Source organism: Burkholderia sp. BCC1644 (assembly GCF_902833225.1).
In the GTDB taxonomy this organism is placed as follows: domain Bacteria; phylum Pseudomonadota; class Gammaproteobacteria; order Burkholderiales; family Burkholderiaceae; genus Burkholderia.
This window is the reverse complement of sequence record NZ_CADFEI010000002.1, coordinates 313,606-326,457: the sequence shown is the minus strand read 5'-3', so window position 1 is coordinate 326,457 and position 12,852 is coordinate 313,606. Positions and strand designations below refer to the sequence as shown.

At 68.2% G+C, this 12,852-nt stretch carries 12 protein-coding genes; 6 read left to right on the top strand and 6 right to left on the bottom strand.

Going from position 1 to position 12,852, the window contains the following annotated elements; translation table 11 throughout:
* Positions 1–37: 37 nt before the first annotated feature.
* Both HWX87_RS04785 and HWX87_RS04780 read right to left on the bottom strand, forming a co-directional pair.
* Positions 38–811 carry an AraC family transcriptional regulator gene (locus HWX87_RS04785; RefSeq protein WP_176046027.1) on the bottom strand — a complete coding sequence of 258 codons (774 nt, stop codon included), beginning with the start codon at positions 809–811 and terminating at the stop codon, positions 38–40.
* A 25-nt stretch (positions 812–836) separates the two neighbouring features.
* Positions 837–1,178: an FKBP-type peptidyl-prolyl cis-trans isomerase gene (locus tag HWX87_RS04780; RefSeq protein ID WP_006479474.1), complete on the bottom strand. Its 342-nt coding sequence runs from the start codon at positions 1,176–1,178 to the stop codon at positions 837–839.
* 583 nt (positions 1,179–1,761) lie between these two features.
* Here HWX87_RS04780 and HWX87_RS04775 point away from each other — a divergent pair.
* A complete protein-coding gene (locus tag HWX87_RS04775; RefSeq protein WP_176046026.1) occupies positions 1,762–2,679 on the top strand; it encodes a metal-dependent hydrolase in 918 nt (305 codons plus the stop codon).
* 442 nt (positions 2,680–3,121) lie between these two features.
* Positions 3,122–4,603 (top strand): sigma-54 dependent transcriptional regulator, encoded by a 1,482-nt coding sequence (locus tag HWX87_RS04770; RefSeq protein ID WP_176046025.1) that lies wholly within the window; start codon positions 3,122–3,124, stop codon positions 4,601–4,603.
* Positions 4,604–5,639: 1,036 nt separating this feature from the next.
* Here the strand turns inward: HWX87_RS04770 and HWX87_RS04765 are convergent.
* Positions 5,640–6,422, bottom strand: coding sequence for an ABC transporter substrate-binding protein (locus HWX87_RS04765; protein WP_176046024.1), 783 nt, complete (start codon positions 6,420–6,422; stop codon positions 5,640–5,642).
* Positions 6,423–6,654: 232 nt separating this feature from the next.
* Here HWX87_RS04765 and HWX87_RS04760 point away from each other — a divergent pair, with 232 nt between their 5' ends.
* Both HWX87_RS04760 and HWX87_RS04755 read left to right on the top strand, forming a co-directional pair.
* The gene (locus HWX87_RS04760; protein WP_176046023.1) at positions 6,655–7,074 is read left to right on the top strand and encodes an MbcA/ParS/Xre antitoxin family protein; all 420 of its coding nucleotides are present in this window, start codon (positions 6,655–6,657) and stop codon (positions 7,072–7,074) included.
* Positions 7,075–7,076: 2 nt separating this feature from the next.
* On the top strand, positions 7,077–7,772 hold the full coding sequence (locus HWX87_RS04755; protein ID WP_176046344.1) for an RES family NAD+ phosphorylase: 696 nt from the start codon (positions 7,077–7,079) through the stop codon (positions 7,770–7,772).
* 57 nt (positions 7,773–7,829) lie between these two features.
* On the opposite strand, the gene HWX87_RS04750 is transcribed toward HWX87_RS04755, so the two are convergent.
* On the bottom strand, positions 7,830–8,561 hold the full coding sequence (locus tag HWX87_RS04750) for a metallophosphoesterase (RefSeq protein ID WP_176046022.1): 732 nt from the start codon (positions 8,559–8,561) through the stop codon (positions 7,830–7,832).
* Between the two features lie 139 nt (positions 8,562–8,700).
* Between HWX87_RS04750 and HWX87_RS04745 the strand changes: the two genes are divergently transcribed.
* Entirely contained in the window at positions 8,701–9,354 is a 654-nt protein-coding gene (locus HWX87_RS04745; protein ID WP_176046021.1) for a DUF1345 domain-containing protein, read from the top strand.
* Between the two features lie 6 nt (positions 9,355–9,360).
* On the opposite strand, the gene HWX87_RS04740 is transcribed toward HWX87_RS04745, so the two are convergent.
* Both HWX87_RS04740 and HWX87_RS04735 read right to left on the bottom strand, forming a co-directional pair.
* Positions 9,361–10,029: a glutathione S-transferase gene (locus HWX87_RS04740; RefSeq protein ID WP_176046343.1), complete on the bottom strand. Its 669-nt coding sequence runs from the start codon at positions 10,027–10,029 to the stop codon at positions 9,361–9,363.
* 95 nt (positions 10,030–10,124) lie between these two features.
* The gene (locus HWX87_RS04735) at positions 10,125–10,832 is read right to left on the bottom strand and encodes a class I SAM-dependent methyltransferase (RefSeq protein ID WP_176046020.1); all 708 of its coding nucleotides are present in this window, start codon (positions 10,830–10,832) and stop codon (positions 10,125–10,127) included.
* Between the two features lie 307 nt (positions 10,833–11,139).
* Here HWX87_RS04735 and HWX87_RS04730 point away from each other — a divergent pair, with 307 nt between their 5' ends.
* Positions 11,140–12,792, top strand: coding sequence for a DUF3459 domain-containing protein (locus tag HWX87_RS04730; RefSeq protein WP_176046019.1), 1,653 nt, complete (start codon positions 11,140–11,142; stop codon positions 12,790–12,792).
* Positions 12,793–12,852: the final 60 nt, after the last annotated feature.

Below are 12,852 nucleotides of genomic sequence, written 5' to 3'. Positions count from 1 at the left end.
TGCGTGCGTTGATGCGTGTCCGGCGAGGCCGATGCGCTCAGTGCCGTTCGCCGCGCCAGCGTCCGGGCGCGACGCCGAAGCGCTTCGTGAACGCGTGCGTGAACGTGCTCTGGTCCGCGAAGCCGACCATGCCCGCGATGTCGACGAGCGGATGCCGGCCGTCGGCGAGCAGCACGACCGCTGCGTCGAGCCGCAGCCGGTGCAGGTAGCGATGCGGTGTTTCGCCGAATGCATCGACGAACAGTTGATGAAACCGGCGCATCCCGTAGCCGCAGTGCGCGGCGAGATCGGCGATGCGCAGCGGCTCCGCGAGCCGCGCGCGCAGCCAGCGGTCGATACGCGGGAAATCGAGGCCCGATGCGGGCGCGGCAAGCCCGGCGTCGTCGAGCAGCGCGTCGCACAGGCGCGCGGCAGCCTGCCACTGGAAACGGTGCGCGGCTGCGTGACTTGCGTCGCCGGCCGGCGCATCGTGTTGCACGGCGGCCGCCGCGACCTGCGCGACGAGCGACGTCAGCGCCGGGTCGATCGACACGGCGCGCGCGCGGTCGAACAACCGCTGCGGCACCGCGAGCGATGCCGCGGGCAGGTCGATCACGAGCTGGCGATTGTCGCCGAGGCCCGCGTAGTCGTGGCGCGCGCCGGCCGGAATCAGCCAGGCCGCGTGCCGGTCGATGCGCTGGCCGATCCCGTCCACCGCCATCACCATCGCGCCATCGACGCCGAGCACGACCTGGTGGAAGTCGTGCACGTCCGACGCTTCGCACGTGTCGTAGCGGCGCAGCGCGATGGCGGGGGAGGCGATGCGTTCCATCGGAAGGAAACGGCCGGGTGCGCGATCAGACGTCGAGCAGTTCGACTTCGAACACGAGCGTCGCATTCGGCGGAATCACGCCGCCTGCGCCGCGCGGGCCGTAGCCGAGTTGCGGCGGAATCGTCAGGCGACGCACGCCGCCGACCTTCATGCCCTGCACGCCTTCGTCCCAGCCCTTGATGACCATGCCGCCGCCCAGCACGAATGCGAACGGGTCGTTGCGGTCCTTGCTCGAATCGAATTTCTGACCGTCGGTCAGCCAGCCCGTGTAGTGGACGCTGACGGTCTTGCCGGCTTGCGCTTCGGCGCCGGTGCCTTCGGTCAGGTCTTCGTACTTGAGGCCCGATTCGGTCGTGATGACAGACATGACTTCTCCTGAAAGAGGGTTGCGTAAAACCGCTATTGTAGGCGAGCGCGCAACGGGCCGGCGCGCGTGGTTTTTGCGTCGCTGCATGCGGATCGGGGGCCGCGACGGATCACCTTGCATGCGGTCGCCCGAAACACGATTGGAACGCGCGTTTGAATTTTTCGCGAGCCGGACGATCGCGGTTGCACCAGGCCAGTGCGCCGCGCGTATGAATCGGGGCCGCCGGGGTGCCCGGCCGCTTCCCGTGCGGCCGCCGCCGGATGCCGCGAAACGCCCGTCCCGCGGTGCTTTCAGGTAGCCGGCAGGACGCGCGGCCGAGCGTCATGCATCACGTTCCGGCCAGCTCCCGCGTTCGAATCGCGGCCGCTCCGGGCGCTGCTCGAGCGCCTTTTTTTCTGCCTTTTCGACCGTGCCCTGTTTGGAAGCGCGCATCTACCGCGCGGCTTGCGCCCGCCGGCGCGGGCGGCCTATCTTTACATCTGTCGATGTCAAGATTTTGGCGGTGCGCGACGCGCCGCCCGGGCCCGCGCCGGCCGCGTCGAATGACGCGCCGGGCCGCTCCGGAACCAGGAGAACCATGAACATGAAGTCAGCCGCTGCCGCCACCGCAGCCGGGATCATGCCGGTGCGCCGCGACCTGCGCTTCGACCTGCCGGTCGAACATGCGAAGGACTGGCATGGCCTCGGGTCGCACGTGACCCATTTCTTCAATGCGTTGTCGCTGCTGTTTCCTGCCGGCGAGCGCTTCTTCATGGATTCGGTGCGCAATTACCGCGACCGGATCGACGATCCCGTGCTGAAGCAGCAGGTGCTCGGCTTCATCGGCCAGGAGGCGATGCACACGCGCGAGCACATCGAATACAACGAGCTGATGCAGGCGAACCACCTGCCTGCCCGCAAGCTCGACAAGCGCGTCTGGACGGTGCTCGCCTTCATGAAGCGCAAGCTGCCGCATTCGGTGCAGCTCGCGCATACGGTCGCGGCGGAGCACTACACGGCGATGCTCGCCGACTGGCTGCTGCGCGACCCGACGCGCCTCGACGGCTCGGTCGAAGGCTACCGCCAGATGTGGATCTGGCACGCGCTCGAGGAAACTGAGCACAAGGCGGTGTCGTTCGACGTGTGGAATGCCGCGATGAAGCCGGGGCTGCGCCGCTACCTGATCCGCATCGGCGTGTATCTGCTGACGACGCTGACGTTCTGGCCGACCGTGTTCCTGATGCACGCGACGCTGCTGTGGCGCGATCGCGGCGCCGGTCATCACGTGCGCGGCATGCTGCGGATGATCGCGTTCCTGTACGGGCCGCGCCGCGGCCTGTTCCCGCGCATCGCGGGCGAATGGCTGAGCTTTTTCCGGCCGGGCTTCCATCCGTGGGATCACGACAACCATCACCATCTGGCGCGCGTCGACGCGCTTGCCGCCACCTACGGCGAACAGGGCGGCACACCTGCCGGCCGTGGCCGCGCGAACGCGCCGGCATCGCTCGCGTCGGGCCGCTGACACGTCCCGACGCGCGGCGTCGCGCGGAGCATGTTGCGTTCCCGCATCAGCGGGCTTCTTATGACGATTGACGGACGTCAATCGGAAACGGTTGCGCGCGCGCATGCGTGCCCGGCCGGCCGGTTGCGCCCGCCCGCGCCGGCGTGCCGATCCTGCGTAGCCGCATCACATGCAAACGCCGCGCGCCAGCACCGGCGCGGGTTTGCGCGCAGCGCACCGTCCCGTTCCCGGTTCTCGCCGCGCGCGCCACAGGGATAACACCCATCTAGCCGCCCGCCGGCCGCATCGATATACCGTTCATGACAACGTCCACCTCGCGCGCGATTCGTGCGCGGGGGGATTTTATTCGGACGGAAATGCGGCCAATATGTCGGTTCAATCGTGGTCCGTCGTACACGGCGGCGAGCCGGCGCACGATACCAACGCCAAGCGGGGAACAACGATGGTTGCAAGGTCACCCGACGCAAACGGGCAGGCGGCGCCCGAGATGACGGATGTATCCGTCACCGCTCCCGAGGCCGGACGCAAGCTGTTCGTGATCATGCGGACGCCCGACGAGCCGTTGCTGGCGCAACTGCGCGGGCTCGGCTGGGAGATCGCGGTCGCGAAGACGGCCGGCGCCGCGCAGAACATGACCTCCGGCGTGAGCGTCGCGGCCGGGCTGGTCGATTTCACGGGCTTCACGTCGCGCGACTATCCCGCGCTGAAGGCGTGCCTGAGCCAGCCGGCGATCGGCTGGATTTCCATTGCGCAGGCCGGCGTCACGATCAGCCCCGCCGTGCGCGAGCTGATCCGCAGCTATTGTTTCGACTACGTGACGCTGCCGCTGCCCTACGAATGGATTTCGCACGTGCTCGGCCATGCGCGCGGGATGGCCGCGCTCGATCGCGTCGACGGCGCGGCCTATGCGGCGTCGATCGGCGAACACGGGATGATCGGCAACTGCGAAGCGATGCAGCAGCTGTTCAGCACGATCCGCAAGGTCGCGAAGACCGATGCGAGCGTGTTCATCTCGGGCGAGTCGGGCACCGGCAAGGAGCTGACGGCGCTCGCGATTCACGAGCGCTCCGGGCGCGGCAAGGGGCCGTTCATCGCGATCAATTGCGGTGCGATTCCGCATCACCTGCTGCAGTCGGAACTGTTCGGCTACGAGCGTGGCGCATTCACCGGCGCGAACCAGCGGCGCGCGGGCCGGATCGAATCGGCGAACGGCGGCACGCTGTTCCTCGACGAAATCGGCGACATGCCGGTCGAGAGCCAGGCGAGCCTGCTGCGCTTCCTGCAGGAAGGGAAGATCGAGCGGCTCGGCGGGCAGGAATCGATCGCGGTCGACGTGCGGATCATCTCGGCCACGCACGTCGATCTCGACGGCGCGGTCGAGGCCGGGCGCTTCCGCGCGGACCTCTATCACCGGCTGTGCGTGCTGCGCATCCACGAGCCGCCGCTGCGCGCGCGCGGCAAGGACATCGATATCCTCGCGCACTACGTGCTGCAGAAATTCAAGTCCGACAGCGGCCGCAAGATCAGCGGCTTCACGTCGGCCGCGCTCGATGCGATGCGTCGCTACGAATGGCCCGGCAATGTGCGCGAGCTGATCAACCGCGTGCGGCGCGCGATCGTGATGGCCGAGAGCCGGCTGCTGACGCCGCACGACCTTGGGCTCGAGACGCCCGGCGAAACCGAACCCGTGACGCTCGAACAGGCGAGGGCGCTCGCCGAGCGCACCGCGATCGAGAACGCGCTGCTGCGCAACGATCACCGGATCAACAAGGCTGCTGCCGAACTCGGCATCTCGCGCGTGACGCTCTACCGGATGATGATCGAACACGGGCTGAACGATCACGACAACAACGGCGGGAACGGCGACAACGGCGGGCACGACGGCGCGCCGTCCGGCGACGCGGGGCATCAACGGGTCGGCTGAGCGGAAGCCGGCGCGGCACGAACGCGCCGGTTGCGTCGTGCATCCCGTCGTGCGTCCGTGTGTTCGTCCCGGTCCCGCGCCGGCCGATCCATCGCGTCGACGGGCATGTAAAGCGCATGAAACATTTCGCCTCGGCAGCCGGGCGAATTCTCGCGGCAAAGCGGGCTGAACGGCCCGGCACGTATCGGTAAAAACCTCGCGCTCCATTGTTCAGCCTTATCCCGCAAGGCTTCGCCGCCACCCGTCCGGCGCGGGCCGCGCGCCGCATGTTTCAGATTCGCAACTTTCGCCAATCCGCCCCCGTTCCGGCTGCCTGTCGGCCCGGCCAACCCCTTGTCCGGACGGGCTCGCGCGCGGCTGGCCCGCTCCTTGCGGAGGTTGTCATGCGAAAGTCGACGACGCGAGGTCCGGCCGGTTCCAACGGCCAGGACGCACTCCGCGGGGATGCGGCGGCGGAGCGCGGCGTAGTCGCCGCGTTCCGGCGGGCACGGGACGTCGTCGCCTGATCGTCGGGGCACCGGCATCGTCCGGTTGCCGGAACAAACATCACACTGCAAACGGGGTAGAAAAATGAACGATCGCCACACGCCGCGGCCGGCAGGCCGCGATCGCAGTGATTTGGGGCATCGCAGGTCGAACGTCGCACTCGCAGCCGACCGGCATGCTTCGACAGGCCATCTCTCCGCGCCCGGTGCGAGGCGGATCCGGCTGGTTGCCGGTCATCCGCGCCGGGTCGGCACTTTCCTGCACGCCAACCCGGTTCGCATGGGCATGTGCGCACGGGCGCCGGTACCGCGGCGCCCGATCTTCGCCTATTGACTCAAGCAGCACGACATCCGTTCGCGTGACCTGTCGTTCCCTGAACGATTGATCTGCAATCCGAACGATGATCGATGCATTGCGTTGCACACGCGACGCCAGACGACAGGCATTCGATGCAACGGCGCACCGCGCGATGCCGTTGCCATCCGGTTGAAGGGGAGGGGCGGTCGGACGCGCGCGACGGGAGTGGTACCCGTACGCGCGCGACGCCGTTTCAGCCGCCGTAGATGTCGAAGTCGAAGTACTTCGACGCGAGCCGCTTGTAGGTGCCGTCCTTGACCATGTCGGTGATGGCGCGATCGATCTTCGCCTTCAGGTCGGTGTCTTCCTTGCGCAGTCCGATGCCGGCGCCGATGCCGAGCATCTTCTCGTCGACGAGTTCGGGCCCGACGAACGTATAGTTCGCGCCGCGCGGCGATTTCAGGAACCCGATCGCGGCCTGCACTTCATCCTGGAGCGCTGCATCGAGGCGGCCTGACGTCAGGTCCGCGTACACGCCGTCCTGGTTCTGGTACGACACGACGTTCGCGCCTTGCTTGCCCCAGTACGCCTTCGCATACGTTTCCTGCGTCGTGCCCTGCTCGACGCCGATCGACTTGCCCTTCAGCGATTCGGCCGTCGGCAGCAGCGGCGAGCCCTTCTTCACGACGAGTCGCGTCGGCTGGTTGTAGATCTTGGTCGTGAAGCCGATCTGCTCCGCGCGTTGCGGCGTGATCGACATCGACGACAGCACCGCGTCGAACTTCTTCGCCTTCAGCGCCGGAATCATCCCGTCGAAATCGTTCTCGAGCCACACGCACTTGGCCTTCAGGCGCGTGCAGATCTCGTTGCCGAGGTCGATGTCGAAGCCGACGAGCTTGCCGTCGGGCGCTTTCGACTCGAACGGCGCATAGCTGGCATCGGTGCCGAAGCGGATCGTGGTCCAGTCCTTCGCGACGGCGGGGCCTGCGGATACCGCGAGCAGGGCGATCGAAACAGCGGCAATCAGTCTCTTCATGGTGCGTTCCTTGGCGGGTGCTTCCGGGTTCTGGGCGACACGGTTTCACGGATACGAGCCGCGTCTCTGCGCGGTGTCCGCACGGTCATTAACGCAGAAAATAAAATAAGAGTCCAGAATGGACAAAAAATATCGTTTCGACGGAAGCAATGGCCGATCGACGGGTGTGACCCTTGCAAAAATATGAAAATGGACTAATCTTGTTAGTAAATTCGTTTCGAGACTAACGATCATGTCACAGCCCGCCTACGATTCGCATTCCGCCCCGCCGCAGGCTTCGGTCGCGCAGATGTCGGCGGCCGGCCTGCGTGCGTTTTTCAACATCGCGCGCGACTGGCAGCTGACGATCGACGAGCAGATCGTGCTGCTCGGGTCGCCCGGCCGATCGACGTTCTTCAAGTGGAAGGCCACGCCGGAATCGGCGCGGTTGCCGCGCGATACGCTCGAGCGGCTGTCGCTGCTGCTCGGCATCTACAAGGCGCTGCAGATCCTGCTGCCGCAGCCGGCCGCGGCCGACGCCTGGGTCAAGCGGCCCAACGACGCGGCGCCGTTCGGCGGCAAGCGCGCACTCGACCGGATGCTCGCCGGCAACGTCGGCGATCTGGTCGCCGTCCGGCAATATCTCGACGCGATGCGAGGTGGCTGGGCGTGACGATGCCGATCGAAGCACAACAATGGCCCACGACCACGGTCGATTGGGCACCTGCCTATCGCGTGATCCCCACCCGTTTTCCGGCGATCAACCTGTTCGACCGCGTGGCGTCGGCCGACGATTTCGACGCGCTGTATGCGCTCGAATCGCTGACCAACGACCGCATCCGCAACGAAATCGGCGCACTCGATCTCGTACCGCCTGCCGAGCGCCGCTACGGGCTGGGCTGGGGGCCGATCATGGCCGCGTTCACGCACCTGAATCCGCAGGGCAGCCGCTTTTCCGACGGCAGCTACGGCGTGTTCTACTGCACCCGCTCGCGCGATACGGCGATCGCCGAAACGCGCTATCACAGCGCGCTGTTCCTGGCCGCGACGAAGGAGCCGCCGATGCGCCAGCAAATGCGGCTCTACACCGTGGTCGCGCAGGGCAGCGTGGTCGACGTGCGTACGTGGCCGCAGCGCGATCCGGCCTTGCTGCATCCGCTCGACTACGGCGCGGGGCAGGCGCTCGGTCGCGCGGTGCGCAATGCGGGCGGCGCGGGGATCGTCTATCCGTCGGTGCGCGACCCGCGCGGCGAGTGCCTGGCGGCATTCCGCACCGCACTGCTGCGCGATTGCCATCACGCCGCCTATCTCGAATACAACTGGAACGGCTCGGGCGTCGATGCGGTGTTCGAATTGAACCAGGTCGGCTAGCGTGCGTACGCTCGCGGGCGCTCTCAGGACGAGGGTGTCAGCCGGTGCATCGGCCCGTCAGGGCAGCGGCCAGTCGCCCGCGTGGCGTTCGCACGCCTCGGCCTGCGTCATCGACCACGTGCTGCCGGTACGCGGCTCGGCGAGCGTGAGCCGCCCGGACGGCGCGAACGCCCCCGTGTCGATGAACCATTGCGCACCGATCCGCTGCGGCGCACGCACGGGCGTATGTCCGGTGCAGGTCAGCGACAGCCCGGTCTGCCGCGCCGGATCGGCGAGCCCCTGGACGAGATCGCGGCCCCAGATCAGCCGCTCGCGCACGTCGTGCGCATAGCTGCCCGTGTCGAGATCGGCGTCCGAGCCGAAGAATTCCGCATGCAGCACGTTGAAGCGCCCGGGGCCGTCGCCGATCACGCGCACCAGCGGCAGTGCGTCGACGCGCGCCGCATGCGCGTGCAGCCGTTCCGGCGGCAGGTCGGCGCCCCAGTCGCCGCCGATCCCGCGCCACGCGTCCGGCGACAGCTTGCCGCGCGACACGAGGCTCAGCACTTCCTCGTGGTTGCCGCGCACGACGTGGCACCACGGGCGGTCGAGCAGGTCCAGCGTGGCTTCGGAGGCAGGGCCGCGGTCGACCAGATCGCCGACCGAGAACAGGCGGTCGCGGGCCGGATCGAAGCGGATGTCGTGCAGCAGCGCGCGCAGCACGTCCACGCACCCGTGCAGGTCGCCGACGACCAGGTCACGGCCAGCGGTGTTCGCGGGGTGGTGGCAGAGGGGGGCGGTGGCAGTCATCCCCTTATCTTAGGCGCTCGCGCCCATCGCCACGTCACGATGGAATGGCGATAATCGGGGCGCGGTACCCGCCGGGGCGGCGCAGCGGGCCGCCCCGCGCACCGTTCGAACCCTTTCCATCCGCTTTCGGAATCACACGATGACGCTTTATCCGCAGGTATTACGCAACCGGCCGCGCATGGTCGCGGCGTTCGTCGCTGGCGTGCTGTGCGCGGTGCTGCTGCCGTTTCCGCTGCGTCCGGCCGTGCGCGCGCTGATCGGCTGGGATTGCGCGGTCTGGTTGTATCTCGTGCTGATGTGGGTGCGCATGGTCACCGCGCATCATCACAAGGTGCGCGAAGTCGCGATCCGCGAAGACGAAAACGCGACGACGGTGCTGACCGTCGTGTGTTTCGCGACCGTCGCGAGCGTGGCGGCGATCGCGATCGAACTCGCGACCGCCAAGAGCGTGGGCTTCAGCGCGGGGCTCAGCCACTACGCGATCACGGGCGCGACGCTGTTCGGCGCGTGGTTCCTGATCCCGACGATCTTCACGCTGCACTACGCGCGGCTCTATTACGGCTCGCCATCCAATGACCGCGCGCTGCGTTTCCCCGACCGCAATCCCGAACCCGATTACTGGGATTTCCTGTATTTCGCGTTCACGCTCGCGGTCGCGTCGCAGACGGCCGACGTGTCGCTGGCGAACCGCTCCGCGCGGCGCTCGGTGCTGGCGCAGTCGATCCTGTCGTTCTACTTCAACATGGCCGTGCTCGGGCTGTCGATCAACGTCGCGGCCGGCCTGCTGAGCTGACGCCGGTTACTTGAGCAGGTCGTACGGGCCGCCGCGTTCCAGCGCCCGCCGGTACGCGGGCCGCGCATGGATTGCGTCGAGGAAGCGCGCGATCGCGGGATAGCGGCTGCCGCCGCCGCGCGCGGTCGCGGCTTCGAGCGGAAAGCTCATCTGGATGTCGGCCGCGCCAAAGCTGTCGCCGACGAACCAGCCCGTGCGCTGCAGCGCACCGTCGATATGGCCGAGATGCAGCGCGATTTGCGGATCGACGAAGCCCGACTGCAGCGTGTCGGCGATCTTGCGCGCGATCGGCCGCGCGAAGAACGGCATCGGGGCATGCGCGATCCGCAGCGCGACCAGCTTGAGCAGCAGCGGCGGCATCACCGACCCTTCCGCGTAATGCAGCCAGTACGTGTAGTCGTGCCGCTCGGGCGTGCCGGGCGGCGGCGCGAGGCGTCCGTTGCCGTAGCGCTCGACCAGGTACTCGATGATCGCGCCCGATTCGGCGAACGTGCGGCCCTCGTCGGTAACGATGGGCGACTTGCCGAGCGGATGGATCGCGCGCAGTTCGGGCGGCGCGAGCATCGTTTTCGGATCGCGCTCGTAGCGGACGATCTCGTACGGCACATCCAGTTCTTCGAGCAGCCAGAGCACGCGCTGCGAGCGCGAGTTGTTCAGGTGATGGACGGTGAGCATGTCGAGGCCGGAAGGGGGCGGGAACGACATCATACCCAGCGCGCACGACACGCACGCGAATCCGGTCCCGCGCCGCTTTGGGCTGCCATGGGCCGCTATGCGCGCCGCACCGCGACCCACGCACCCCAGAACAGGCTCGCGAAAAAGCGCAGCGGCGTATCGAAGCCCGCATCGCGCAGCAGGTCGAACACGGCTTCCTCGGAGGCGGGCGGATCGGCGCCCTGCAGGATCTTCGCGAGTTGCGCGCGCACGGCGTCGGGTGTGGCGCCCTTCATGCGCCAGCGCTGCTGCCACGCGTCGAGCAGGCGAGGGTGGTCCGCGTAGCGGCGGTGGTTGCCGGCGAGCACGAGCGGCGCGCCGGGCTTCAGGCGCCGCGCGATCGCGTGCAGCAGCGCGGCCTTCGCATCGTCGCCCGGCACGTGATGCAGCACGCCGATCAGCGTCGCGCCGTCGAACGCGGGGGCATCGGGCAGCGCATCGACGCCGTCCTCGACGAAGCGTGTGCGCGACCCGAAGCCTGCGGCCTCGACGTTCGAGCGCGCAAGCGCCAGCATCGACGCGGACGGGTCGGCCGCCGTGAATTGCCAGCCTGGTTCGAGCGCGGCCGCCACGCAGATTTCCTGCCCCGTGCCGCCTGCACCCGCGACGAGGATTTGCGCATCGGTCACGCCGATCGCCGACGCGAGCATGCATGCGCCGAGTTCGTGGCACGCATCGTAGCCGGCGAGCGCGATGCGCGATTGCTCGGCATATTCTTGCGCGCGTGACGGATCGAATTTCGCGGCGCTGGCGGGAAGCGACATGGCAGGTTCCTTGGGTTTGTCGCGGGCGACGTGTCCGCGAGCATGACGCTGAGCGTAGGGGCGCGCGGCCCGCGCAACAAGGCGGGCAGACATTCCGGTATGCCGACTACCCGACTCGCCGGCACGTGCCGGCGTGCCTGTTTTCCAGGGGTCGATTCGCATTTAAAAATGTCTGACCAGCCCGCATCGCGATAGCGAATCCGGCGCATACTCGGTTCTCTCCCCCCGCCTGGCCGTCGCATGCCGGGCCCCGATGCGCCGCGCCACGGGCGCGGCCATGCCGCTCGGCACGCACGAGGAGCGCATGATGTCCGATTGTCCACACGATCCGTACGCGCAGCACTACATCCATTGTTTGCCGTTTGGCGCGCAGCCCTGTGGCGCGCTCTGCACGACACCGCGCACGCATTTCCGCGTGTGGGCGCCGGGCAGTACACAGGTCCAGCTCGAACTCGATTCCGGCTCCGACCCGACGCTCGTTCCGATGTCGGCCGCCGGCCCGAACTGGTTCGAAGTCTTCGCCGACTGCGGCGCGGGCACGCGTTACCGCTATCGCCTCGACGATGCCGTGTCGATTCCCGATCCCGCGTCGCGCTCGCAACCCGACGGGCTCAACGGCCCGAGCGAGGTCGTCGATCCGCGCGCGTTCACGTGGCGCAACACGTTCTGGCGCGGGCGGGCGTGGGAAGACATGGCGCTCTACGCGATCCGCCCGCACGCGGTGGGCGGCTTCGAAGGCGTGCGTCGCCGCCTGCCGCAGCTCGCGCGGCTCGGCGTGACCGCGCTGGAACTGCTCGCGTCGCCGCACGACAGCCTGCCGTTCGCGCCGCTCGCGGCCGAGGGCGGCCCCGACGCGCTGAAGGCGCTGATCGACGAAGCGCACGGCTACGGTTTCGCGGTGCTGCTGGAACTCGACTACGCGCGCTTCGGCAGCGGCACCGATGCGCTGCGTCACTACGCGGCGCCGTTCTTCCATACGCGCGACGATCCGCTGCAGGCTGCGCCGCTGGCGCTCGATCATCCGGAAGTCTGCGATTTCTTCTGCGACAACGCGCTGTACTGGATCGACGAATACCGTTGCGACGGGCTGCGCCTGCGCGAGGCCGACCGGATCGGCGTGTCGTGGCTGCGCGAGATCGCCGACCGCGTGCGCGCGGCCGTGCCGGCCGACCGGCTCATCCATCTCGTGCTCGGCAGCGAGCGGCATCCCGCGCATCTCGCCGATACCCATTTCGATGCGCAGTGGAACGGGTGCGGCGAACGCGCGCTGCACCGATTGACGGGGCGCGATGCGTCGGCCCACGAAGGCATTTCCGCGCACCAGTCGATCCACACGCTCGCGCGGGCACTGACCGCGGCCGGTGCGGCATTCCAGCCGGCCGCGTCGGGAGAGGGCATGGCGGCCGACAGCGGGTTGGCGCTGACGTCGCTCGTGCTGTCCGACGGCGCATGGCGCGACAGCGGCCAAAGCGACCAGGCGCAGGAGGCCGGCCTGGCCGCGCTCGCGCTGTCGCTGCTCACGCCGCAGATCCCGTTGATCTTCGATGAAACCGCGCGCGATGCCGATCGCGCGCATTTCGTGCAGTCGGCGCTCGCGGTGCGCGCGAAGCTGATTGCGCCGCGGCTGTCCGATTGCCGGCCGCAGGACGCGCATGCGCTGAAGGCGGACGGCGACGGCGATGCCGACGCGCTGCTTGCGTCGTGGCGGCTCGCCGACGACGAGACATTGACGATCGCGCTGAACCTGTCGCCCGATGCGCTGCGCTTCGATGCGCCGAGAGGCCGTGTCGTGTTCGAGACACCGGCACGCGCGCGCGACCGCGTCGATGAAGGGGAGTTGCCGCCTTATTCGCTCGTCGCGTGGCTGACGGGCGACGTCAATCGCTACGCGCTGACGCACGACGCGCGGCGTATCGATGACGGTTCGTGGCGCGGCATGCGTCCGAACCTGAACGCATGAGCCGATGACGGCGTGACGGTTGGAAGGCCGGGTGCATGCGCGCCCGGCTGTGCGGCAGGA